Genomic DNA, 20,910 nt, shown 5'->3' with positions numbered 1-20,910 from the left:
CTGTCATAGGGTGCGCCCGATTGACGATCAAGCTGTATGAGACACCAGAATTGGAGACCCCGATGAACGACGAAACCGACTGGTACGGACCGGATGCTGCAACGTTCGGAGACAGACTAGCCGGGGCGCGCGAAGCGGCGGGGATGACGCAGGCACAATTGGCACGCCGTCTGGGGGTCAAGAAGGCGACGATCGCGGCCTGGGAGAACGACCTGTCCGAACCGCGCGCCAATCGCTTGTCGATGATGGCGGGCATGATCAACGTCTCGATCATGTGGCTGCTGACCGGGGAAGGCGAAGGCATGGAGGCCCCGGTAGAAGAGGGCGAAGCCAGTCTGGAACTGGCGGGCGCGGTTGCCGAATTGCGTGCCATTCGTGGCGAGATGCGTGCCAGCGCGGAGCGGGCCGCCCGTTTGGAAAAGAAACTGCGTTTGATGCTGGAGCAGGACAAGAATGACTGAAACACGCGAGGTTCGGATCAAACGTCTGCAGATGCGATCCATGCGGCGTGGGATCAAAGAGATGGACCTGATCCTGTCGGCTTATGCCGAACGCAACCTGAACACGATGGATGCGGCCAGGCTGGATTTGTATGACGCACTTCTGAAGGAAAACGATCAGGACCTGTATCAATGGGTCACAGGGCAGGTGAATACGCCTGATCCTTTTGCTGAACTGATCTTGGATATCGCGCAAACGTTTCAAAAATAAAGAAAATCAGACTTAACCGATTTTTCGGAAATTCAGGTCATCGTGTCTGAAACGACACGGCTGAATCGGAGGGTCGGATGAGTGTGGAAATGCAGGTCTCTGCGTCGGGGGCCAAAGGTTTCATGACCAGCTATCTTGAGGCGCTTGCGTTGGTCGAGCGTCTGCATCGTCTGTTGCTGGATGTCATCAAGGATGAGTTCGAACGGGTGGGCGTGCTGGAAATCAACGCGGTTCAGGCGCTTTTGCTGTTCAACATCGGCGATCATGAGGTGACCGCTGGCGAATTGAAAAGCCGCGGCTACTATCAGGGCAGCAATGTCAGCTACAACCTCAAGAAACTGGTCGAGATGGGGTATATGCACCACCAACGCTGCGAGATTGACCGGCGCTCGGTCCGCGTTCGTCTGACGCCACAGGGGCGCGAGATTCGCGATATCGTGTCCGAGCTGTTTCTGCGCCATGCCGAAGGGTTACAGAACCGCGGCGTTCTGGGGTCGGAAGGGATTGAAGATATCACCACCTCGCTGCGTCGGGTCGAACGCTATTGGACGGACCAGATCCGCTATATCTATTGATCAGAGGCTTGGGATAGGATGATCCCCTGCAGCTCTCGGATCAGTTTGCGGGTCATGGCGTCCTTGTAGGCCTCAAAACCCAGTGCGACCTCGACAAACGCATCGGGGCCAAGGATGACCCAGGCGTTGTAATAAGCTGACAGCTCTCCAATCTGGACATCCCGTTGGTCGCCGTAGTTGGAGTCGTCGACACCGATCACCAAACCGTTGATGGTGATGCCCGTATCCTGCAGCAACGCTTTGGCGGCGCGTGGATGGAGGCCGAGATTATGTTTCCCATCTCCGGACAAATCCAAAGTGCGCTTCCAACAGTCCGGTTGTTGATTCAAGAGGTCCGCGCCAAACAGCATCGCATCGCCCACGGCTGTGCCTTGCGGCGCGGCGCTGCGGGTCACGTCTCCCAGTCTCGCCGCGATCCTGCCTAGATCAGATTCGGTGCGGATTTCGGTCCATTTTACAAGCACGCGCTGATGGCCGGGTTCGCTCCATTCGAACACCGCAAGGCGAACGGGAAATGCGGGATTTGCCAATATGATCTTGCGGATTTCAGGGCGCCGCAGCGCGGCGGCCAAGCCGTCGATCTGCAACCTGTACTCGTGAACGTCGACAGAGCCGGACACATCCAACCCAAGCGCCAGAGCTTGGCGACATTGCGCGGAAACGGATCCTGCCAGAAGGCAACAAACAATCGTGAGCAACCGGGTCATCTATGACCTGTTTCTTGCAGAGAACCGAGTTGCAAGCCGCTCAATTCTCGTTCCAGCTTGCGGCGCATGGCACGCTCAAAGTCTTCAAACCCCTGCGCGATTTCAAGAAAAGCACCCGGTCCGTGCAGAACGTTTTCCTGGAAGAATGGAACCAGAAACAACTCGCCCTCGAAATCGGCGGCATTGATCACCAACCCGTTCACCGTAACGGCGTCGAAGGGAAAATGTTTGTAAGCGATTTTAGGGCCATAGCCGTCATTGTTCGCCCCATCTCCGGAGAGATCAATGGTCCGAAACAGACAGTTCGGACCATCCTTTAGCATGGTGGCTCCGTAAGCCAACGCATGCCCCATCGCGGTGGCAGACCCGGAATCTGAACGCTCGGACTGGCTGATCCGGGTTGCGGCTGCCAGCAGGTCGCCTTCGTTTTCTATCATCTTCCAAGGCAAGACAACGTGCTGCGTGGATCGGCCGCTCCATTCATAAACGGCCAGCGCAACAGGAGCGGGAGACGAGAAAAAAGCGGCCTGAACCTCGGGCGCGAGCATCGCGGCGGCAAGGCCCTGACGTTGCAGCGCATCCTCGGCCTGATCTACTGAGACCGAGATATCCAGCGCCAGCAAAAGGGCCAAGCGGCAGCCCTCGGCCTGCGCGGGGCTGGCCAACGCGGCCAACCCCAGTGCTGTCAGAGTGCGGATCACCAGTGCCCGGTACTCTCCATGCTGCTCCATGGCTCGGCGGGCTCGAGTGCGTCACCGTTCTGCAGCAGCTCGACCGAGATGTTGTCGGGCGACCGAATGAACGCCATCCGACCGTCGCGAGGCGGGCGGTTGATCACGACGCCATTGTCCTGCAGGTGCTGGCAGGTCTCGTAGATGTTGTCGACACCATAGGCGAGATGACCGAAATGGCGGCTGTCACTCGGCAGCGCATCGTCACCGTCCCAGTTATAGGTCAGCTCGAGCGGGCGATCCTCCTGCCCGGGAGGGGCCATGAAGATCAGCGTGAACCGGCCTTGTTCACTTTCGTGGCGGCGCGTTTCCTTCAGGCCTAGCAGCTCATAGAACGCCATTGATTTCTCAAGATCCTTCACGCGGACCATGGTGTGCAAATATCTCAGCCCCATCTTGGCCTTCCTCCTTTTCTTCGCTTGGTGCGCAGCTTAGCGCGGTTGCGCGAGGTGTCGAGAGGGGCGGCGAACACGATTTCGAACTTCGCGCCGTTTACGGCAGATATCGCGGTTCCAGTGGTGGAGTTGACGATATATAGTGGGCATCGACTCATTCTTGGAAAGGATAATTTCATGCCTCTGTCTGCCGACCAACTGGCCGAGATCGAAGCGCAGCGCGCGCAATCGCATCCAACTCGCCGCGTTGTTGCACCGGGCATGGAAGACCATCTGTACACGGCCCATCAGGTGTTGGACCACGGTTTTGTCCGGGTCATCGACTATATGGGCGACGATGCAGCCATTTGTCAGGCGGCGCGCGTGTCCTACGGCAAGGGCACCAAATCCGTGCAAAATGATGAGGGCCTGATCCGCTATCTGATGCGTCACTGGCATTCGACGCCGTTTGAGATGTGCGAGATCAAGCTGCATGTAAAGCTGCCGGTTTTCGTCGCGCGCCAGTGGATTCGCCACCGGACCGCCAATGTGAACGAATACTCGGCGCGCTATTCGATTCTCGACCGTGAGTTCTATATTCCCGCCCCTGACCACGTGGCCGCGCAGTCCGAGGTCAACAACCAGGGTCGAGGGTCCGCCTTGGAAGGGGAAGAGGCCGCGCGCGTGCTGGAAATCCTAAAGGCCGACAGCGCCCGCTGCTATGACAATTATGAGGCGATGATCAATCAGGACGGGCAACAAGGTTTGGCGCGCGAACTGGCGCGGATGAATCTGCCCGCAAACATCTATACGCAGTGGTATTGGAAGGTGGACCTGCACAATCTGTTCCACTTCCTGCGTCTGCGCGCTGACCCGCATGCCCAATACGAGATCCGGGTCTATGCCGATATGATGTGCAAGATCGTCGCCGATTGGGTGCCTTTCGCCTATAGGGCGTTCGAGGATTATCGGCTGGGTGCCGTTAACCTCTCGTCCCAAATGGTCGACAGCCTGCGCCGGATGTTGGCAGGTGAGACTGTGACCCAGGAGAACTCGGGCATGACGGCGCGAGAATGGCGTGAGTTCGAGGATGTAATCCGCAAGGATTGAGCCTCAGAAGCATATCTTTTGTATATACGTTTTGTCGTGAAGCTGTTACATTGGCTTCATGACTTATTTGTTTCGCCTGATCCCACTGTGTCTTGTGCTGGCGTCACCTGCGCAGGCAAAATCACCTATAGCCGAAATACTGTGTGAAGCGACTCCTAGGCTGCAAGAGAAACTGACACGCCAATTCGGCGCCGAACGCGTGGCAACCGGCATGCGCGGGCCCGAGCAGATCATGGAGGTCTGGAGCAGCGACCGTGGCGACTGGACCATGGTCGTTACTTACGCGACAGGAACGTCCTGCATCGTGGCTATGGGCGAAGACTGGCATGCCCGCACCAACGAAAAATCGACACGTGGGTAACGCCGATTTCTAGGGAATATTTGGCTGACGGCCTGAAATTGGCCGTCAGCCTTGATTGGAAACACCCCACATCTGGCGGGGTGGAGGTTACAACGGCTTCAAATCAGCTGCCATCTGGCGGCCGTCACGCCCGTCCTGCAACTCGTACGAGACTTTCTGATTGTCTGCGAGTCCGGTGAGGCCGGATCGTTCTACGGCCGAGATATGAACAAACACATCTTTGCCCCCCTCATCAGGGGCAATAAACCCATAGCCTTTGGTAGTGTTAAACCATTTCACGGTGCCGGTTGGCATGTCCCGTGTCTCCTTCTACTTGCGCATTGTCCCACAAATTGGTGGGGGCTGTGTCGACGTCATGGCGTATCGGGCTGATTTCTGGGTCAGATACAGTCCGAAATGCACGTTTCGTCTTTTTCAACATTGCACGGTGAAGTAAAAAATCAAGAATTACCGCTGGAAACCAACCAGTTTGCATAAAAAAGTTACAAATGCAGGAGCAGCTCAAAAATGCGCCTTTATGGTTTGAAAAACTGCGATACGTGCCGTAAGGCGCTGAAATCGCTACCAGAAGCGACTCTCGTGGATGTAAGGGCGGACGGAGTTCCGGCTGAGACCCTTTCGCAAGCTTTTGCCACGTTCGGCGAGGCTTTGCTCAATACCCGGTCAACCACGTGGCGCGGATTGGACGAAGCCGAGCGCGCACGGCCGCCGCTGGAGTTGCTGGCCGATCATCCGACGCTGATGAAGCGCCCTCTGATCGAAAAGGACGGAGAGTTGTTTCTGGGGTGGACCGCTGAAACACGGGCCTCTCTTGGTGTTGCGTAGCCGCGTACCTATCTGCTGATACGAACTGTAAAGGAAGATACATGCGAAACGCTGCCATGATTTTGGGCGTCATCGCCGGTTTGATCGGTATGATTGTCGGTTTTTTCGGATATGGCTATGTCGAAGCCATCAAGCATTTTGGCGATATCGAAGGGATTGCCGAGCAGGTGGATAACCCTGACCTGATTCAAGCGGCCTCGATCGTTGCGCCTTTGTTGGCGATCGCGGGTGGGGCCATGGCCCATGCGCGGGCGTTGATTGCGGGGATCTTGCTATTGGCCTCGGCTGCTGGGATGTACTATGCGTTCGGTTTCGGCGTCTTCACCATGTTCCCGATTGCCTTTGCCGCGGTAGCCGGGGTGCTCGGGCTCGCCGCGGGAAAACCGGACGAACCCAAGGCTCATTTCTGAGTTATTTCAGGCGCAGGATGCGGTCCAACGACAGCGGGCCTGCGCCATTGATGACCATAACCAGAAACAGGAAGGTCCACATGGTGCGCTGATCCACAAGGTCAGGCGCGGCATTGAACAGGCTGCCCAGTTTCACGCCATGGCCGGTCACGTCGACAATGGTCTGCACCCAGACAAACCCGATCATTGCGACCGCCGCCAGACGCGTGAACAGACCAACCAGCAGCAGCGCGGGCAGGACGAACTCGGCCACGGTGCCAAGGAAGATCACGATCCGCTGGAAGAACGTCATTTGCGTGACGTCCCAAAGCACGGCTTCGGCGGCTTTCGGAAAGATTTGCCCAAACGCACCACTGGATGGCGAGAAGATCGACCCATCAATCTTCAGCATCGCCGAGTTCCAGTAGTAGACGAGCAATACAGCAATAAACACGAGCCGGGCGAGGGTAGGCGTCAGCCAACCGGACGCATGGTCCACCTTTCCCAAAACGGAGTTGTGGATTGAGATGAGCGCAGTCATGACTCCAGCCTTTCGATAGTCACAGAGGTTATTGCACCGCCTTGCAAAAGCAGTGCCAGAGTGGTTCCAAGATCAAAATCGGGCGTGTCGGCAGCGGTTTTTTCGAACGCGCTGCCGATGGTGTCGCCCGCTTGCATATGTGCGATCCAGTCTGCTCCGCCTTTGGGCAGCAGATGTGGGGCTGGATCATATTCCGGGCGGGTGACCAGAACATCCTCGGCTTGAGCGGCCGGTTTAGGGGCGTCCGCTTCCGAATTGTAGCGCCAGATCGCGTGGATCGGCCAATCCGACTGGATCACCCGCATCGCCGGGGCAAAACTCAGCCGTGCGCGCATCACGTCTTCCGGGGGAACGGCCAGCGCATCGGCGGGTGCGGGCGTGCTGTCTGCCGCGTGGTAGGAGTGGCGCAGGGCAAGTTCCAGCCGCGCCATATCGGCAAGGTAGCCCAGATGGGACAGCTGAGGCATTCCGGCGACAAAGGCGGGAAACTCCTCACCATAAAACATCATCAACGGGGATGTAGGCGGGTGCTGGCGTAGGAAAATGCCCGAAAGGCCATCCATGTTCTGTGGTCCAAGCAGCTTGGTGATCACGGGAAAGGCCTGCTGCATGGCCTCGGTCAGTGAGACAGCGACATTGTTGCGATAGACGCTGAACCGCCGACCGGCGGGTTGGTTTTCAGAATCCAGCAAACCCTCCGGGACCGGGGTAGTGGCGTCCAGAAGCGCGGCGCGGAACTGGGTTTGCGACACGCTCATGCCGGGATCCGCTCCAGAGCCGCCTGGGCGCGCACGGCCTCGTCCCGCAGGACCGGCCAGTCAGGAACATCCGTGTCCCACTCGACCAAGAGAGGCTTCGGCCCCGACCGATCCAGAACATAGTCCAAAAGCGCCCAGACCGGATCAACGACCTCGCGCCCGTGGCTGTCGATCAGCAGAGGTTTACCGTGGTCGTCTTCGTCTTCATCGTGACCGCCGAGGTGAATCTCACCAACCTTTTCAAGCGGGTAGGCATCGATATAGCCCTGGGGCGAGAAGTCCAGATTGGTGGCCGAGACAAAGACGTTATTCACGTCCAGCAACAGCCCGCATCCGGTTCGGTTCGAAACTTCGCGCAGGAAGTCAGGCTCGGACCAGTTGCTTTCCTCAAACGCCAGATAGCTCGAGGGGTTTTCGAGCAGCATTTGCCGTCCAACCACCTCTTGTACCTGGTCGATATGATCGCAGATGCGGGTCAAAGTGGCATCGGTATAGGGCAGGGGCAGAAGGTCGTTCAGGAAGTGGCTGTCATGAGTCGACCAAGCCAGATGCTCGGAGAAGCTGGCCGGGTTCAGCCAGCCGACCAGATGTTTCAATCGCGCCAGATGGTCTGCATCCAGCGGGCCTTCGCCGCCGATGGACAGGCCAACACCGTGGACCGAGATTGGGAATTGTTCTGATAGATGGCGCAGTTGCGCCAGTGGGCGGCCGCCGTCGCCCATGTAATTCTCAGCATGGATTTCCAGCCATGCGACGGGCTGCGCGTGTTCAAGGATCTGTGCAAAGTGCTGCGGTTTATACCCAACACCCGGCGCTGCGGGCAGGCGGTTCGACCTGAATGCGTCGTCCAGCATGTGTCAGTTCCCTATGATCACGTGAAAAGGGGCGGGCGACTTGGCCCGCCCCTTGGATCTTGTGTGGCAGATATTATGCCGGCAGGTCGCGGTTCAGTTCTTCCAGCGAACCTTTGCGCGGGGTGCCGTCTGCCTGTGCGGGCAGTTCGATATCGGCGCAGGTGCCTGCATCAACCAGAGTCCAGGCGTTGCCCTGATAGTCAACGGTCGAGGTGCCCGCGCATGTGGTGCCGGGGCCTGCGGCGCAATCGTTCTGACCGGCCAGCGAAACGCCATAGCATTTCTCTTTCGCTTGTGCGGAGGCGGTGGTTGCTGCGCCCGAAACGGCGGCTGCGACTGCTGTTGCGATAACCAGGGATTTGGCTGTGTTCGACATCTCGGTAATCCTTTTGATGACTGCGTATGTCTGCTTGTGACAATGACAAAGGTAACGACTAGTGAGCCACAGTTAAATTCACGAGGCCGTGTCTCACAAGCGCGTCAGGCATTGTCATGCCCTCTTGCAGGTTAACAAATTGTTTTTGAATTGAAAAATGGAAAATGTTTCAATCCGGCCCCGATTTCAGGGCCGGATGAGGGGTCAGAAACTGACTTATGTTACAGCAGGTCCGGTGGGGTGGCTGCCTTGGACAGCTCATTTGTTACAGTCTCAAGAGATTGAACCTGCGTTTGTTTTTCGCCCAGTCGGCGGACACTTACAGTGCGATCATCCACCTCGCGGTGACCCACCGCCAGGATGACCGGAACCTTACCGACTGAGTGCTCGCGGACCTTGTAGTTGATCTTTTCGTTGCGGATATCCGCCTCGGCCCGGACGCCAGCGGCGCGGAGCGTTTCAACAACTTCGGCGACATAGTCATCCGCATCCGACGTGATCGAGGCCACAACGACCTGCCGCGGCGCCAGCCAGAACGGCAACTTGCCCGCGTGTTCTTCGATCAGAATGCCGATGAACCGTTCGAACGACCCAAGACAAGCCCGGTGCAACATGTAGGGGCGATGCTTGGACCCGTCCGCGCCGATAAAGTTCGCGTCCAGTCGCTCCGGCAAGTTGGGGTCGACCTGCAGCGTGCCACATTGCCAGTTGCGGCCGATGGCATCTGTCAAAGTGAACTCCAGCTTCGGACCGTAGAACGCGCCTTCGCCTTCGAGAACCTCATAGTCATAGCCAGCGGCCTTGCAGGCATCGCCCAAGGCTTTCTCGACAAAATCCCAGCTTTCATCGCTGCCGATCCGCTTTTCCGGACGGGTGGACAGTTTGATGGTCCAGTCGTGGAAGCCAAGGTCGGCATAGACCTTCGACAGGAAGGCGATGAATTTTGCGGTCTCGGACTCGATCTGATCCTCGGCGCAGAAGATGTGACCGTCGTCCTGAGTGAAGCCGCGCACCCGCATGATCCCGTGCAACGCGCCCGAGGGCTCATAGCGCGCGCAGGAGCCAAACTCGGCCATGCGCAGCGGCAGGTCGCGATAGGATTTCAGGCCCTGATTGAACACCTGCACGTGGCACGGGCAGTTCATCGGCTTGAGCGCGTTGATCGCCTTTTCGCGGGCATGCTCTTCGTCAACTTCGACGATGAACATGTTCTCTTGGTATTTGTCCCAGTGGCCCGAGGCTTCCCACAGTTTGCGGTCAACGACTTGCGGTGTGTTGACCTCAACATAGCCGTCACGGTCCTGCATCCGGCGCATGTAGTCCTGCAGGGTGGTGTAGATTTTCCAGCCGTTGGGATGCCAGAACACCTGACCCGGAGCCTCTTCCTGCATGTGATACAGGTTCATCTCGCGGCCCAGCTTGCGGTGGTCGCGCTTTGCGGCCTCCTCCAGCATGTTCAGGTGCGCTTTGAGCTTTTCCTTGCCGGTGAACGCTACGCCATAGATGCGCTGCAACATCGCGCGGTCGCTGTCGCCACGCCAATAGGCACCGGCGATGGACATCAGTTTGAAGGCATCGCCCGGTAGTTGACCGGTGTGCTGCAGGTGCGGGCCGCGGCAAAGGTCCTGCCAGTGCCCGTGCCAGTACATCCGCAGCGGCTCATCACCCGGAATGGCTTCGATCAGCTCGACCTTATAGGGCTCATTGTTGGCCTTGTAGAATTCGATCGCGCGGTCGCGATCCCAGACCTCGGTGGTGACGGGGTCGCGCTTGTTGATGATCTCTTTCATCTTTTTCTCGATGAGGCCGAGATCTTCGGGCGTGAATGGCTCTTCGCGGTCAAAGTCATAGTACCAACCGTTTTCGATAACGGGGCCAATGGTGACTTTGGTGGCGGGCCAGATTTCCTGCACGGCGCGGGCCATCACATGCGCCAGATCGTGGCGGATCAGCTCATTGGCCTGCGCTTCATCCTTCATGGTGTGGATGGCGATTTGGGCATCTGCATCGATGGGCCATTGCAGGTCCCAGTGCTGACCGTTCACTGTGGCCGAGATGGCTTTTTTCGCCAGCGAGGTTGAGATGTCGGCAGCCACCTGCGCGGGCGTTACGCCTGCGTCATAGGAACGTGCATTGCCATCGGGAAAGGTAAGAGAGACGGATTTTGAATCCAGGGCCATGTCGGCTCTCCTCGTCGGTTCGGCGCCCACTGAACGCCCGGTTGCGGGTTATTTGCGTCTGGCTGCTTTGGCAGGTGGTGGGGATTGTGTCAAGAGCGGGAGCGAGGGGCCAGCCCCTCGCGCTCCCCGAGGTATTTTTGGCCAGATGAAGGGGGATCACGGAATTGCACTTAGGCGGGGGGCGTGCATGATGTCAGGAAAGCAAAGAGGACTTCATGGCAGCAACAGATTTTTTGGAAACGGCGCAGGGGCGGCGGTTGGCTTATCACAAGAGTGAAGGGGCCGGGCCGACCCTTGTTTTTCTGGGCGGTTTGAAATCGGATATGGAGGGGACCAAGGCCGTTCATCTTGAGGCTTGGGCGCAGGCGCGGGGGCAGGCGTTCTTGCGGTTTGACTATTCCGGGCATGGCGAAAGCTCTGAGGTGTTCACTGATGGCTGCATTGGCGATTGGCACGAAGATACGCTGGCCGCGGTGGGTGCCTTGACTGAGGGGCCTTTGGTGGTCGTGGGGTCCTCGATGGGTGGTTGGCAGGCGCTGCTGCTGGCAAAGGCGTTGCCGGAGCGAATTGTGGGCATGGTGACCATCGCGGCAGCCCCGGATTTTACCGAGGACGGCTATTGGGCGTCCTTTTCAGATGCGCAGAAGGTAGCGCTGGAGGAGGTTGGGCATGTAGAATTGCCCTCGGATTATATGGAGCCTTACATCATCACCAAACGTATGATCGAGGATGGTCGGCAACGCCTGGTTCTGCGGAACGCGTTGGATCTGCCGTTTCCCGTTCGTTTTTTGCAGGGGACGGCTGATACGGCGGTGTCGACTGAAACAGCCGTTCGCCTGCTAGAGCACGCGACCGGACCGGATATGCGATTGTTGCTGGTCAAGGATGCGGATCATCGGTTCTCGGACGGGCCATGCCTTGGCTTGATCGAAAAAGCCGTTCTCGACGTTTTGGGGAATGAATGATGCGCTGGTTTGGGTGGGCTCTTGGCCGGGTTTTGCTGGTTCTGATCGTTGTCGGAGGCCTGATTTATTGGTTTGGGCCGAGGGAAGAAGTGAACCTGAACCCGGATTTCGACCCCCGCAAGTTTGGCGAAGGCGTTCAGGTCTATTTTGAAAGCACGGAATCCGCCTTTGACGATATCGTCCCCGGTGTCGAAAAGCGTGTGATCTGGCAGGACGGGTTCAAAGAGCGGCGGACGCCCTATTCGGTGCTGTATGTCCATGGCTTCTCGGCCAGTTCAGAAGAGATCCGTCCCGTGCCTGATATGGTCGCTGACGCTCTGGGGGCCAATCTGGTATATGCACGCTTGCAAGGACATGGGCGCAGTGGGGCCGCGATGGGCGATGCGACCGCCTCTGGCTGGATGCAGGACATGGCCGAGGGGCTGGCGGCGGCCAAGGCCGTTGGGGAAAAGGTCGTGGTCATTTCGACATCGACCGGCGGCACGCTGGCGGCGGCGGCGGCTTTGAACCCGGCACTCAGCGAAGATGTCGCGGCAATGGTGTTTGTGTCGCCGAATTTCGGAGTGAATTCGACAGGGGCGTTCATACCCGGTCTGCCGTGGGCGCGGGATTGGTTGCCATTGTTGATGGGGCCGGAACGAGATGTATCCGGGCCAGATCCAGAAAAGAACAAGTACTGGACGGCCGTTTATCCGTGGGAGGCTGTGGTGCCGATGACAGTTCTGGTCGAAACGGTCTACGGTCTTGATTTCTCGCAAGCTTTGGTGCCAGCGCTGTTCTGGTTCTCGGATGATGATCAGGTCGTGCGCCCGGACAAGACCCACAAGGTGGCCGAGGCCTGGGGTGCGCCAGCAACGGTTGAGCTTGTCACGATGGGGCCTGAAGATGATCCGATGTCGCATGTGATTGCCGGTCGCCTGATGTCTCCGGACCAGACAGAGCCGACGGTGAATGGGATATTGGCGTGGTTGAAAACGCAGGGGATCGAATGACCCCTCCTTCAAGAGCATAGAGATGCGCAAGCCGGGCAGCATGTGGAGCCTTGAGACGCTGGGTCGTGTGCGTCTGTCCCGGCATTTCTTCATGCGCGATTTCCTGTACTCCGAGATCGGGAATTTCCATCAAAAACAGAACCTGCCTGAGAACCCGGATCTGGCCATCGAAACCGGCAGCGCCTTTTGCCAAACTTTGCTGGACCCGCTGGAGGAGACCTTTGGCCGGGTCGCGGTGCGCTCGGGCTATCGGTCGCCGTCCTTGAATGCCTTTGGCAACGAAAACCGCCTTAACTGTGCGCGCAACGACAATCCGCTGGAGTGTCATATCTGGGATTGGGGGCAGGGCAAGGCGCGGGTCGCTGGGGCATCTATCGTGATCCCCTGGTTTGCGGATCGCTACGCGCAGGGGCGGGACTGGCGTGATTTGGGCTGGTGGATGCATGATCATCTTGACTACTCCGAGATCTGGTTTTTCCCGAAACTCTGCGCATTCAATCTGGTGTGGCGTCCAAAGCCTCAACGCCGGATCGACAGCTATATCGCACCCAAAGGTTGCCTTTTACGACCGGGGGCCGAGCCGGGCGAAACGCTTTCAGCCCGTCAGAAACGCTATGCTGACTTCCCGCCATTCCGAGGAATCGCCTATCCATAAAGATTCACTTGCTGGGCTGATCCAAACCTTCCATCCTGATGAGAAGGAACGACTCGGATAACCGAGCAAAAGGAGGCCCCACTTGATTGAGCCGCTGGTGTTGTTGCCGGGTTTGATGTGTGATGCCCGGCTGTTTCATCCCCAAATTGATGCCTTTTCACGCCGCGGCGCCGTGGTCGTCTCGGCGATCAGCCGGGGGGAACGGATCGAAGAGATCGCCTCGGATTTGCTGGATCAGCTGCCTCATCGGTTCGCGCTGGCCGGGCACGGGCTGGGAGGCGTGGTGGCGTTGGAGCTTGTCCGTCGCGCCCCGGATCGGGTGTCGCGCCTGTGCCTGATCTCAACCGATGCGCAGGCCGACACACCGCAGATCGCGGCCGCGCGGGAGGATCTGATCATCGGCGCGCAGGCTGGTCGGCTTGAGGAGGTGATGCGGCAGGTTGTGGGGTCGGACACTCTGGCGCCGGGAACGCAGCGCATCCCTGTGTTGAATGACCTACTGGCGATGGCACTGGACTTGGGCCCAGAGGTGTTTGTTACCCAGATGCGTGCGCTACAGAGGCGCGCGGATCAGCAGGGCACGCTGCGCCGGATCAAAGCGCCCAGCCTGATCCTGTGTGGAAAACATGACCGGCTGACGCCCGAGCGCAAGCATGCCTTCATGGCGGACATGATCCCAAATGCAGTGATGCACATAATCGACGCGGCTGGATATCTGCCAACGCTGGAAGCGCCCGGGCAGGTGATCGACCTGATGCAAGCATGGCTGGATGAACCCTTGCGCATGGCCTAAGGGTAGAGCGCTGCGCGTTCCTCTTTGCTGATCACTGTCGGTGTCACGGCGGGTTCAAAACTCTCAGGATCAAAGAACGGCGTGTTTTTCCACCCGCCGGATAGTCTTGATTTGATCACGCGCCTAAGCAACCCAATTGCCGCCGGAGCCAGATTTTCGTGCTTTTGCTTGCCGTTGGGCCGAGGCACAAATCCACGAGTCGAGATCGGGCCAAGTCGTGCGCGATCGGCGATGCGCAATGCGATGAACCCCACAAAGGGAAATCTGGCGGTGCGTGGTGTCGTAGCCAAGGATGAGTTGCAGCATTTGGCATACCATCGCAGCATACCCTTCGGGCTTAGTGACATCGCCGCCAAATGTTCGGCGCCGCTGTCAATCGTGGCCTCGTCGGGGGCGATTTGAAACACCTCAACCGGGCCGGGGGCCGGGTCGGGTTGGCCGAAGTAAAGCTGGGCCGCACGGCAGTCGTGGCAAAAACATTCGGCATGGGTACCCAGACGCGCACCATCAGATGTGATGCGGCCTGTCAGTTTCCTGCAGGCGCAAGAAAAGGTGAGGTCAGCCTCTGACGCCAAAGCCCTTACGCGACTTTGTTGCTGTTGGCCGCCCGACGACGCGGTTTGCGGCTGTTCTCGTTCATGAAGTCGATGACCAGCGGGCGGATATTGTCGCGCCAGCTGCGGCCAGCGAAGATGCCGTAATGCCCCGCACCGGGTTCAACATGGCTGGCTTTCTTGCTGTCCGGCAGACCGGTACACAGATCAAGCGCGGCGATACACTGTCCGGGGGCCGAGATATCGTCATTCGCGCCTTCCACGGTTTTCACGGCCACATCGGTGATCTTGCCCATATCCACCTTGTGCCCGGCGACGACAAATTCGTTCCGCCCAATCTCGCGGTTTTTGAAAATGCGTTCGACCGTGGAGAGATAAAATTCGGCCGGCATATCCATGACAGCGAGGTATTCATCGTAGAAGCGATTATGGGCGTCATGGTCCGAGGCCTCCCCCCGCATCACACGCTGAATCTGATCCGTGAAGGCTGTGGAGTGGCGTTCGGCATTCATCGACATGAACGAAGCCAGCTGCAACAGGCCGGGATAAACCATTCGACCCACGCCTTTGTATTTGAAACCAACGCGCTGGATCATGGTCTCTTCCAACTGGCCCATCGTCACGCGACGGCCAAAGTCGGTCACGTCAGTCGGGGTGGCGTCGGGATCGACCGGGCCACCAATCAGGGTCAGGGTGCTGGGCTGGGCCTTTGGTTCGACCTCGGCCAGATAGGCGGTCGCGGCCAGTGTCAGTGGCGCAGGTTGGCACACAGCGACCACATGGGTGTCCGGACCAAGTTCCTTCATAAAATCGACAAGGTAGAGGGTGTAATCCTCGACATCGAACTTTCCGGCGGACACGGGGATATCGCGCGCGTTATGCCAATCGGTGATGTAAACTTCGCAATTGACCAGCAGGCTTTTGACGGTCGAGCGCAGCAATGTGGCGTAGTGACCGGACATTGGAGCCACCAAAAGCACCTTGCGAGGTTGCGTTTCGCGCCCGTTTACCTTGAAATGGAGAAGGTCCCCAAAGGGACGCTCCAGAACCGAGGTGACTTCGACCAGATGATCTTTGCCATCTTCACACGTGAACGTCCGGATGCCCCAATCGGGCTTCGCGACCATGCGTTGAAAGGTGCGCTCGGTCACTTCACCCCAAGCGGCCATCCAGCTGAACGCCGGGTTGGGAACCATCGAAAACAGCGGGTAGGAGGCCATCGCATTTGCCGTCGAACCAAGCCATTGGTTCGTATTGCGCATGGTTTCCATCAGATCGTAGGTCATCATGTAGCGCATCGAAGGATCCTCCGGAGTATCAACCTAAGAGTTCGGACCATTCGTCGCTTTGTCGACCAACGTCCGCGACGTTATTCTGCATAGCAGCGAGAGTAGGGGTGAATTGTTAAAATGACAACAAGTGAAGACAATACGGGCCAAGTTACCGAAGAACATATTGAACGCATTAAAGAAAATATGGAGAAGGTTGAGGCTCTCTCCAAGCGCCTGATCGAAGTCATGGCTTCGAAAAAGTCTCATGTCCCGGCATTGGACGGCCCGAATCAAGAGCTTTATGCACGTGCGGCAACGGCCTATTGGGCCGACGCCTTGCAGAATCCTGCCAAACTGCTGGAGCAGCAGATCGAATACTGGGGCAAGTCCGTTTTGAACTTTGCCGAGGCTCAGCAGGCCCTGACCACAGGTGAAGTCGATGAAGACGAACCCAAACCCAAGGATAAACGCTTTTCCAACCCGCTTTGGGACACCAACCCCTATTTTCGCTTGATCCGCCAGCAGTACCAGACCAATGCCGAAGCGATCGCGCAGGCGGTGTCGTCGGTTGAGGACCTTGAAGAGAAGGACAAGCAGCGCCTTCAGTATTTCTCGCAGCAGATCATTGACCTGATGGCCCCCACCAATTTTCTGGCAACCAACCCCGATGCCTTGGAGAAAGCTGTCGAAACCGAGGGGCAATCCCTGATCCAAGGGCTTGAGAACCTCGTCTCGGACCTAGAGGCCAATGATGGTGAGCTTGTGGTCAAGCTTGCGGATGACAGTGCATTCGAGGTTGGGGTCAATATTGCGACCAGCCCCGGCGATGTTGTTTATCGCAACCGCATGATGGAGCTGATCCAATACAAACCAGCAACCGAGACGGTGCACGAAACGCCCATCGTTCTGTTCCCGCCGTGGATCAACAAATTCTACATTCTTGACCTCAAAACCCAGAACAGCCTGATCAAATGGGTGACCGAGCAGGGATACACCCTGTTTGTCGTTAGCTGGATTAATCCCGACTCCACCTACGCTGATGTGGGGATGGAGGACTATATTCAGGACGGGTTCCTGACTGCGATCGAGACGGTCAAGAAGATCTGCAAAGTAAAACAGGTCAACGCCGTCGGGTATTGCATTGCGGGCACCACGCTCAGCCTGACCCTGTCACTGCTCAAACAGCGCGGGGACAAATCGGTCAAGTCGGCGACCTTCTTTACGGCTCTGACCGATTTTGGCGATCAAGGAGAATTCACGCCGTTTTTGCAAAACGACTTTGTGGATGGGATCGAGGATCAGGTCGCCAAAGATGGCCTTCTACGCGCGTGGATTCTTGGGCGTACGATGTCCTTCCTGCGTTCGCGCGACCTGATCTACACGCCTGCAATCCGCAGCTATATGATGGGAGAGACCCCTCCGGCTTTTGACCTGCTGTATTGGAATGGCGACGGCTCGAACCTGCCGGGGAAGATGGCGGTGCAGTATCTGCGCGGCCTGTGCCAGCACAACGAATTCGTGGGCGACGGCTTCGAGATGCTGGGCCACAAGCTGCGTGTCAGGGATGTGGACGTCCCCCTGATGGCTATCACCTGCGAGACGGACCATATCGCCCGCTGGAAAGACTGCTATCGCGGTGTTCAGCAGATGGGGTCCAAGTCCAAGACTTTTGTCGTATCAGAGTCCGGCCATATCGCCGGAATTGTGAACCCGCCCAGCAAGAAGAAATACGGCCACTACACCAACCCTGATCTGAAATTGGATGCCGAGGCCTGGTTAAAAGACGCTGACTTTCACGAAGGATCCTGGTGGCCGATGTGGGGCGCTTGGCTGAAGAAACGGTCTGGCAAGCAGATCCCGGCGCGCGAAACGGGTGATTCGGAGCATCCGAGCCTGTGTCCAGCGCCTGGCAGCTATGTTTTGCTCAAGGCAAATCGTTGAGCAAATCGCTGATTTCAAAATGAAACTTGATTTTTTCTGCATTGCAGCAAGAAAAAACTTGAAATGCTGCGATGCAGAAATCATATTGTCCTCAAGCCGATGGAAACCGGGGTGGGCCCGGTTCGGTGAAAAGGATTAGGACAATGGCAAAGACCCAAGACTTCACCGCGATCATGAAAGACGTCATGGGCGCGTTTCCGGTAGACACCACCGCAATGGAAGGTGCCTTCAAATCGACCGCAGCGCTGAACGAAAAGCTGTCGGGCGTTGCTCTGGACGCGGCTGAGAAATCGGCTGAAATCTCGAACAAATGGACCAAGGACACCCTGGCCAAGCTGACCGAGATGTCGAAAGCAAAGGCCGAGCCTGCTGACTACGCAAAAGCTGCAACCGACTTCGCAAGCGCGTCGGCTGAAGTTGCTGCTGAAAACCTGGCTGCTTTCGCTGAAATCGCGAAAAAAGTTCAGTCGGAAACCGTTGAGCTGCTGATGGCTGCTGGCAAAGACGCTGCTGAAGAAGCAACCGCAGCTGTCAAGAAAGCGACTTCTGAGGTGACGACTGCTGCCAAGAAAGCCGCAGCTGCCAAGTAAGAACGTCCGCGACGAGCATCTTATCCTCCCTATAGGTGCCATCGCGTTGGGCAGGTCGATTGACCTGCCCTTTCTTTTTGTGCTGCAGTCGCATAACCTCTGCTGCAACGCATCATCCTTGGGGAGGGTACAAGGTGTCGGACAAAGAAAAACCGCTGTTGATCAAGCGCTATGCCAGCCGTCGGCTGTATAACACTGAGACCAGCGATTACGTGACGCTCGAAGATATTGCGGGGTTCATCCGCGACGGGCGCGAAGTTCAGATCATTGATCTGAAGACGGGCGATGACCTGACCCGCCAGTACCTTTTGCAAATCATTGCCGAACATGAAAGCCGGGGCGAGAACGTCCTGCCGGTGAATGTCCTGAACGATCTGGTGCGCAGCTACATGGTGCCGGGTGGGGGCATGATGCCGCAATTCCTACAAAGCTCGTTCGACATGCTGCGCGAAAGCCAAAGCAAGATGATGGAGAACATGAACGCCATGAACCCGATGTCTCAGATGCCGGGATTCGAGGCGATGCAGGCGCAGCAACAGGCGTTCCTCAAGGCGATGACCGGCGGGTTGTCCGGCAACTGGTCAGGCCCGGATAAAGAGGATGAGTCCGAACCAAAAGAGGACCTGGACGACATCAAAAAGCAATTGGCCGAGTTGCAGCAGAAGCTTTCGAAACTGAACTAGAGGCATAAGCGATGCGCTGGCTGGTCCTGTGTATCGCCATTCTTTGGTCGCAAGCCGTTTGGGCCGAGGGGCAGTTCTCTGAAAACTGGTCGGCAGTCTGTCGGTTGGGGACAGATACCTCTGCCGGATGTCAGGATATCCGGGCGCGTGAGATACTCGATGCGTCCGAGGCCCCTTGGCGCGCGATTGGTCGCGTCAACTACGCAGGGCGGGACCAACGATCTCATTGTACGGGCGTTCTGATCTCGGAAAACCATGTGTTGACGGCGGCGCATTGTCTCTACAATCGATCACGCAAACGCTGGATACCACCCGAGAGTATTCGATTTGCTGCCGGGTACCAGCGGGGCGAGGCGGTCTCGGTTGCGCGAGCCGATGACTATATCTTGCCTGCAGGTCAAGACGTATCGGCCAGCTTCTCCGATCAACCCGAATTGGACTGGGCCATTCTGGTGCTGGACGCTCCGATCGGGGCCGAGGTCGGTTTCGTGAAACCGGCAGATCAAGAGGTCGAGGCGGGTTTCGTCGCGGGCTATCCGGGGCTAAGACCTCATGTCCTGAGCCAGACAGAGACTTGCCCCATGCGTATATATGCAGGCCAAATGCTGCATGGGATCTGCCCGGTGATGATGGGGGATTCCGGCGCACCGCTTTTGGTGAATACCTCGGGCGGGCTGCGGGTGGCTGCTATCTTGTCCCGCATCGCACCGACCCCCGAAGGGATCGATGCGTTGTTCGTCTCAGTGCTCGGAGTTCAGGTACCGTAAGCGGGGACAGGGCCAATCACCTCACCGACCGAGGCCAGCAAGATATCGGCGATCACGTCCAGTTCCTCACGCGTCAGGCGCACGGGCAGGCGCACGTCACAGGCTGTCATCAGCATGGCACGTGTTTGCGGCAGTTCGAATTGCTCAGGCAGGAACTGCCAGTTCCAGAAGGCGCGGGCATTGTCTTCGCTCATGCCAAAGACCTGAACTTTGACGCCGCGCGCCTCGGATGCGGCGGCAAAGGCGCGGATTTCATCCTCATCCATGCCGACCAGATTGAACTGAATCGAATCCGGCGCACGACGTTCGGGCGAAAGCGGGGCAGGGACGTCGATATAGTCCGAGCTGTTCAGACGTTCCGCCACATAATCGTGGTTCGCCAGCCCATCGCGCACGCGGCGCGCCAGTTCTGGAATCTGAGGGCGGATCACTGCGGCGCTGAGGTTGCTCATCCGCAAGTTATATAGCGGCAGTTTGTTCTGCCAGCGGGCAAAGGCCTGCTCCAACTCAGGTGAGTTGTCGCCATGCGGAGTTTTGTGCTTCTTCCAGTTATGCTCATAGGCCCCTGACATGATCACGGTGCGGGCCACCAGATCGGCGTCGTCGGTGATCAAAATGCCACCTTCGCCGGCGTTGATCATCTTGTAGGACTGGAACGAGAAGCAGCCAATTTTGCCGATGGTGCCAATGTTGCGCCCATGCCAGGTCGTGCCCAGCGAATGGGCGGCATCTTCGATCACCGGGATATCGCGCGCGTCGCACAGCGCCATGATCGCATCCATGTCCGAGGTATGGCCGCGCATATGGCTAATGATGACCGCCTGCACATCGTCCAGCTTGGCCTCGAAATCAGCCATGTCGATGCGGTAGTTCGGACCAACTTCGCACAGAACCGGAACGCAATCCGCATGCACGACCGAAGATGGTACGGCTGCAAATGTGAAGCCTGGGATCAGAACCCGCGCATCCCGCGGTAGGCCCAGTGCCTTCAGCGACAGAAACAGAGCGGCCGAGCAGGAGGAAACAGCCAATGCGTATTTCGTGCCTAGTAGTGTGGCGAACTCGGATTCCAGCAAAGAGACCGGCGCGTCCTGCGGCGCGGTGTAACGAAACAGGTCGCCTGACTGCATCAGGGCGTCAATTGCGTCTCGTGCGGCGGCGGGGATGGGTTCGGCGTCATGAACGTTGGGTGGCAGCGTCATATTTG

Annotated in this window: 27 protein-coding genes; 15 read left to right on the top strand and 12 right to left on the bottom strand. The window is 57.8% G+C overall.

The window, feature by feature from the left end; all coding sequences use genetic code 11:
* The first annotated feature begins 62 nt into the window (after positions 1-62).
* From ACRZ95_RS03375 to ACRZ95_RS03365, 3 genes are all read left to right on the top strand, one after another.
* Entirely contained in the window at positions 63-461 is a 399-nt protein-coding gene (locus tag ACRZ95_RS03375) for a helix-turn-helix transcriptional regulator (protein WP_170374367.1), read from the top strand.
* The gene (locus ACRZ95_RS03370; RefSeq protein WP_170676571.1) at positions 454-711 is read left to right on the top strand and encodes a succinate dehydrogenase assembly factor 2; all 258 of its coding nucleotides are present in this window, start codon (positions 454-456) and stop codon (positions 709-711) included. The genes ACRZ95_RS03375 and ACRZ95_RS03370 overlap by 8 nt, the downstream gene beginning before the upstream one ends.
* A 77-nt stretch (positions 712-788) precedes the next feature.
* Positions 789-1,286 (top strand): winged helix DNA-binding protein, encoded by a 498-nt coding sequence (locus tag ACRZ95_RS03365; RefSeq protein ID WP_170676569.1) that lies wholly within the window; start codon positions 789-791, stop codon positions 1,284-1,286.
* On the opposite strand, the gene ACRZ95_RS03360 is transcribed toward ACRZ95_RS03365, so the two are convergent.
* The 3 genes from ACRZ95_RS03360 to ACRZ95_RS03350 are packed head-to-tail and all read right to left on the bottom strand — an operon-like array spanning position 1,280 to position 3,119.
* A complete protein-coding gene (locus tag ACRZ95_RS03360) occupies positions 1,280-1,993 on the bottom strand; it encodes a DUF1194 domain-containing protein (RefSeq protein ID WP_170676567.1) in 714 nt (237 codons plus the stop codon). The genes ACRZ95_RS03365 and ACRZ95_RS03360 overlap by 7 nt on opposite strands.
* The gene (locus ACRZ95_RS03355; protein ID WP_170676565.1) at positions 1,990-2,724 is read right to left on the bottom strand and encodes a DUF1194 domain-containing protein; all 735 of its coding nucleotides are present in this window, start codon (positions 2,722-2,724) and stop codon (positions 1,990-1,992) included. Before ACRZ95_RS03355 ends, ACRZ95_RS03360 begins: the two co-directional genes overlap by 4 nt.
* A complete protein-coding gene (locus tag ACRZ95_RS03350) occupies positions 2,691-3,119 on the bottom strand; it encodes a VOC family protein (protein ID WP_170374130.1) in 429 nt (142 codons plus the stop codon). The genes ACRZ95_RS03355 and ACRZ95_RS03350 overlap by 34 nt, the downstream gene beginning before the upstream one ends.
* 177 nt (positions 3,120-3,296) lie before the next feature.
* On the opposite strand from ACRZ95_RS03350, the gene thyX reads away from it, so the two are divergent.
* Positions 3,297-4,208: an FAD-dependent thymidylate synthase gene (gene thyX / locus ACRZ95_RS03345; RefSeq protein ID WP_170676563.1), complete on the top strand. Its 912-nt coding sequence runs from the start codon at positions 3,297-3,299 to the stop codon at positions 4,206-4,208.
* Positions 4,209-4,266: 58 nt separating this feature from the next.
* Positions 4,267-4,569 (top strand): hypothetical protein, encoded by a 303-nt coding sequence (locus ACRZ95_RS03340; RefSeq protein ID WP_170488721.1) that lies wholly within the window; start codon positions 4,267-4,269, stop codon positions 4,567-4,569.
* A gap of 87 nt (positions 4,570-4,656) precedes the next feature.
* On the opposite strand, the gene ACRZ95_RS03335 is transcribed toward ACRZ95_RS03340, so the two are convergent.
* Positions 4,657-4,863 (bottom strand): cold-shock protein, encoded by a 207-nt coding sequence (locus tag ACRZ95_RS03335; protein ID WP_008758035.1) that lies wholly within the window; start codon positions 4,861-4,863, stop codon positions 4,657-4,659.
* A 213-nt stretch (positions 4,864-5,076) separates the two neighbouring features.
* Here ACRZ95_RS03335 and ACRZ95_RS03330 point away from each other — a divergent pair, with 213 nt between their 5' ends.
* Positions 5,077-5,394, top strand: coding sequence for an ArsC/Spx/MgsR family protein (locus ACRZ95_RS03330; protein WP_170660231.1), 318 nt, complete (start codon positions 5,077-5,079; stop codon positions 5,392-5,394).
* Positions 5,395-5,435: 41 nt separating this feature from the next.
* On the top strand, positions 5,436-5,804 hold the full coding sequence (locus ACRZ95_RS03325) for a hypothetical protein (RefSeq protein ID WP_170660230.1): 369 nt from the start codon (positions 5,436-5,438) through the stop codon (positions 5,802-5,804).
* Position 5,805: 1 nt separating this feature from the next.
* Here ACRZ95_RS03325 and ACRZ95_RS03320 read toward each other — a convergent pair whose 3' ends face one another.
* From ACRZ95_RS03320 to thrS, 5 genes are all read right to left on the bottom strand, one after another.
* Positions 5,806-6,324, bottom strand: coding sequence for a DoxX family protein (locus ACRZ95_RS03320; protein ID WP_170459064.1), 519 nt, complete (start codon positions 6,322-6,324; stop codon positions 5,806-5,808).
* Positions 6,321-7,082: an HvfC/BufC N-terminal domain-containing protein gene (locus ACRZ95_RS03315; RefSeq protein WP_170660229.1), complete on the bottom strand. Its 762-nt coding sequence runs from the start codon at positions 7,080-7,082 to the stop codon at positions 6,321-6,323. Before ACRZ95_RS03315 ends, ACRZ95_RS03320 begins: the two co-directional genes overlap by 4 nt.
* Positions 7,079-7,936 carry an MNIO family bufferin maturase gene (gene bufB, locus ACRZ95_RS03310; RefSeq protein ID WP_170676561.1) on the bottom strand — a complete coding sequence of 286 codons (858 nt, stop codon included), beginning with the start codon at positions 7,934-7,936 and terminating at the stop codon, positions 7,079-7,081. Before bufB ends, ACRZ95_RS03315 begins: the two co-directional genes overlap by 4 nt.
* Before the next feature lie 73 nt (positions 7,937-8,009).
* The gene (locus tag ACRZ95_RS03305; protein ID WP_170374122.1) at positions 8,010-8,312 is read right to left on the bottom strand and encodes a BufA1 family periplasmic bufferin-type metallophore; all 303 of its coding nucleotides are present in this window, start codon (positions 8,310-8,312) and stop codon (positions 8,010-8,012) included.
* A 221-nt stretch (positions 8,313-8,533) separates the two neighbouring features.
* Positions 8,534-10,492: a threonine--tRNA ligase gene (gene thrS / locus ACRZ95_RS03300; RefSeq protein ID WP_170676559.1), complete on the bottom strand. Its 1,959-nt coding sequence runs from the start codon at positions 10,490-10,492 to the stop codon at positions 8,534-8,536.
* Between the two features lie 215 nt (positions 10,493-10,707).
* Between thrS and ACRZ95_RS03295 the strand changes: the two genes are divergently transcribed.
* The 4 genes from ACRZ95_RS03295 (at position 10,708) to ACRZ95_RS03280 (ending at position 13,897) form a co-directional block, all read left to right on the top strand.
* On the top strand, positions 10,708-11,457 hold the full coding sequence (locus ACRZ95_RS03295; protein ID WP_170676557.1) for an alpha/beta fold hydrolase: 750 nt from the start codon (positions 10,708-10,710) through the stop codon (positions 11,455-11,457).
* Positions 11,454-12,449: an alpha/beta hydrolase gene (locus tag ACRZ95_RS03290; protein ID WP_480523201.1), complete on the top strand. Its 996-nt coding sequence runs from the start codon at positions 11,454-11,456 to the stop codon at positions 12,447-12,449. The genes ACRZ95_RS03295 and ACRZ95_RS03290 overlap by 4 nt, the downstream gene beginning before the upstream one ends.
* 40 nt (positions 12,450-12,489) lie before the next feature.
* On the top strand, positions 12,490-13,104 hold the full coding sequence (locus tag ACRZ95_RS03285) for a hypothetical protein (RefSeq protein WP_170641379.1): 615 nt from the start codon (positions 12,490-12,492) through the stop codon (positions 13,102-13,104).
* Positions 13,105-13,186: 82 nt separating this feature from the next.
* Entirely contained in the window at positions 13,187-13,897 is a 711-nt protein-coding gene (locus ACRZ95_RS03280) for an alpha/beta fold hydrolase (protein WP_170640898.1), read from the top strand.
* On the opposite strand, the gene ACRZ95_RS03275 is transcribed toward ACRZ95_RS03280, so the two are convergent.
* Positions 13,894-14,472 carry a DUF6151 family protein gene (locus ACRZ95_RS03275; RefSeq protein WP_170676555.1) on the bottom strand — a complete coding sequence of 193 codons (579 nt, stop codon included), beginning with the start codon at positions 14,470-14,472 and terminating at the stop codon, positions 13,894-13,896. The two genes, ACRZ95_RS03280 and ACRZ95_RS03275, sit on opposite strands and share 4 nt — an antisense overlap.
* A gap of 5 nt (positions 14,473-14,477) precedes the next feature.
* A complete protein-coding gene (phaZ, locus tag ACRZ95_RS03270; protein WP_170374116.1) occupies positions 14,478-15,749 on the bottom strand; it encodes a polyhydroxyalkanoate depolymerase in 1,272 nt (423 codons plus the stop codon).
* 111 nt (positions 15,750-15,860) lie between these two features.
* On the opposite strand from phaZ, the gene ACRZ95_RS03265 reads away from it, so the two are divergent.
* The 4 genes from ACRZ95_RS03265 (at position 15,861) to ACRZ95_RS03250 (ending at position 19,703) form a co-directional block, all read left to right on the top strand.
* Complete coding sequence (locus tag ACRZ95_RS03265) at positions 15,861-17,663, top strand: class I poly(R)-hydroxyalkanoic acid synthase (RefSeq protein WP_170676553.1); 1,803 nt, start codon at positions 15,861-15,863, stop codon at positions 17,661-17,663.
* 143 nt (positions 17,664-17,806) lie between these two features.
* On the top strand, positions 17,807-18,253 hold the full coding sequence (locus tag ACRZ95_RS03260) for a phasin family protein (RefSeq protein WP_170374114.1): 447 nt from the start codon (positions 17,807-17,809) through the stop codon (positions 18,251-18,253).
* 134 nt (positions 18,254-18,387) lie between these two features.
* Positions 18,388-18,936 (top strand): polyhydroxyalkanoate synthesis repressor PhaR, encoded by a 549-nt coding sequence (gene phaR / locus ACRZ95_RS03255; RefSeq protein WP_170552879.1) that lies wholly within the window; start codon positions 18,388-18,390, stop codon positions 18,934-18,936.
* An 11-nt stretch (positions 18,937-18,947) separates the two neighbouring features.
* Positions 18,948-19,703, top strand: coding sequence for a trypsin-like serine protease (locus tag ACRZ95_RS03250; protein WP_170676551.1), 756 nt, complete (start codon positions 18,948-18,950; stop codon positions 19,701-19,703).
* On the opposite strand, the gene ACRZ95_RS03245 is transcribed toward ACRZ95_RS03250, so the two are convergent.
* Positions 19,691-20,905 (bottom strand): aminotransferase class I/II-fold pyridoxal phosphate-dependent enzyme, encoded by a 1,215-nt coding sequence (locus tag ACRZ95_RS03245; RefSeq protein ID WP_170676549.1) that lies wholly within the window; start codon positions 20,903-20,905, stop codon positions 19,691-19,693. The two genes, ACRZ95_RS03250 and ACRZ95_RS03245, sit on opposite strands and share 13 nt — an antisense overlap.
* Positions 20,906-20,910 lie beyond the last annotated feature (5 nt).

The organism is Ruegeria sp. AI3, from assembly GCF_056541245.1.
The sequence above is the reverse complement of the archived record's forward strand: the minus strand, read 5'-3'. Positions and strand labels throughout refer to the sequence as shown.

Bases quoted from the DNA above. Each gene is read 5' to 3' on its own strand.
- thrS (WP_170676559.1), bottom strand. From the start codon at position 10,492: ATGGCCCTGGATTCAAAATCCGTCTCTCTTACCTTTCCCGATGGCAAT.
- ACRZ95_RS03285 (WP_170641379.1), top strand. From the start codon at position 12,490: ATGTGGAGCCTTGAGACGCTGGGTCGTGTGCGTCTGTCCCGGCATTTC.
- ACRZ95_RS03265 (WP_170676553.1), top strand. From the start codon at position 15,861: ATGACAACAAGTGAAGACAATACGGGCCAAGTTACCGAAGAACATATT.
- ACRZ95_RS03340 (WP_170488721.1), top strand. From the start codon at position 4,267: ATGACTTATTTGTTTCGCCTGATCCCACTGTGTCTTGTGCTGGCGTCA.
- ACRZ95_RS03335 (WP_008758035.1), bottom strand. From the start codon at position 4,863: ATGCCAACCGGCACCGTGAAATGGTTTAACACTACCAAAGGCTATGGG.
- ACRZ95_RS03250 (WP_170676551.1), top strand. From the start codon at position 18,948: ATGCGCTGGCTGGTCCTGTGTATCGCCATTCTTTGGTCGCAAGCCGTT.
- bufB (WP_170676561.1), bottom strand. From the start codon at position 7,936: ATGCTGGACGACGCATTCAGGTCGAACCGCCTGCCCGCAGCGCCGGGT.
- ACRZ95_RS03260 (WP_170374114.1), top strand. From the start codon at position 17,807: ATGGCAAAGACCCAAGACTTCACCGCGATCATGAAAGACGTCATGGGC.
- phaZ (WP_170374116.1), bottom strand. From the start codon at position 15,749: ATGCGCTACATGATGACCTACGATCTGATGGAAACCATGCGCAATACG.
- ACRZ95_RS03325 (WP_170660230.1), top strand. From the start codon at position 5,436: ATGCGAAACGCTGCCATGATTTTGGGCGTCATCGCCGGTTTGATCGGT.
- ACRZ95_RS03305 (WP_170374122.1), bottom strand. From the start codon at position 8,312: ATGTCGAACACAGCCAAATCCCTGGTTATCGCAACAGCAGTCGCAGCC.
- ACRZ95_RS03245 (WP_170676549.1), bottom strand. From the start codon at position 20,905: ATGACGCTGCCACCCAACGTTCATGACGCCGAACCCATCCCCGCCGCC.
- ACRZ95_RS03295 (WP_170676557.1), top strand. From the start codon at position 10,708: ATGGCAGCAACAGATTTTTTGGAAACGGCGCAGGGGCGGCGGTTGGCT.
- ACRZ95_RS03320 (WP_170459064.1), bottom strand. From the start codon at position 6,324: ATGACTGCGCTCATCTCAATCCACAACTCCGTTTTGGGAAAGGTGGAC.
- ACRZ95_RS03365 (WP_170676569.1), top strand. From the start codon at position 789: ATGAGTGTGGAAATGCAGGTCTCTGCGTCGGGGGCCAAAGGTTTCATG.
- ACRZ95_RS03360 (WP_170676567.1), bottom strand. From the start codon at position 1,993: ATGACCCGGTTGCTCACGATTGTTTGTTGCCTTCTGGCAGGATCCGTT.
- ACRZ95_RS03375 (WP_170374367.1), top strand. From the start codon at position 63: ATGAACGACGAAACCGACTGGTACGGACCGGATGCTGCAACGTTCGGA.
- thyX (WP_170676563.1), top strand. From the start codon at position 3,297: ATGCCTCTGTCTGCCGACCAACTGGCCGAGATCGAAGCGCAGCGCGCG.
- ACRZ95_RS03290 (WP_480523201.1), top strand. From the start codon at position 11,454: ATGATGCGCTGGTTTGGGTGGGCTCTTGGCCGGGTTTTGCTGGTTCTG.
- ACRZ95_RS03330 (WP_170660231.1), top strand. From the start codon at position 5,077: ATGCGCCTTTATGGTTTGAAAAACTGCGATACGTGCCGTAAGGCGCTG.
- ACRZ95_RS03350 (WP_170374130.1), bottom strand. From the start codon at position 3,119: ATGGGGCTGAGATATTTGCACACCATGGTCCGCGTGAAGGATCTTGAG.
- ACRZ95_RS03315 (WP_170660229.1), bottom strand. From the start codon at position 7,082: ATGAGCGTGTCGCAAACCCAGTTCCGCGCCGCGCTTCTGGACGCCACT.
- ACRZ95_RS03355 (WP_170676565.1), bottom strand. From the start codon at position 2,724: ATGGAGCAGCATGGAGAGTACCGGGCACTGGTGATCCGCACTCTGACA.
- ACRZ95_RS03370 (WP_170676571.1), top strand. From the start codon at position 454: ATGACTGAAACACGCGAGGTTCGGATCAAACGTCTGCAGATGCGATCC.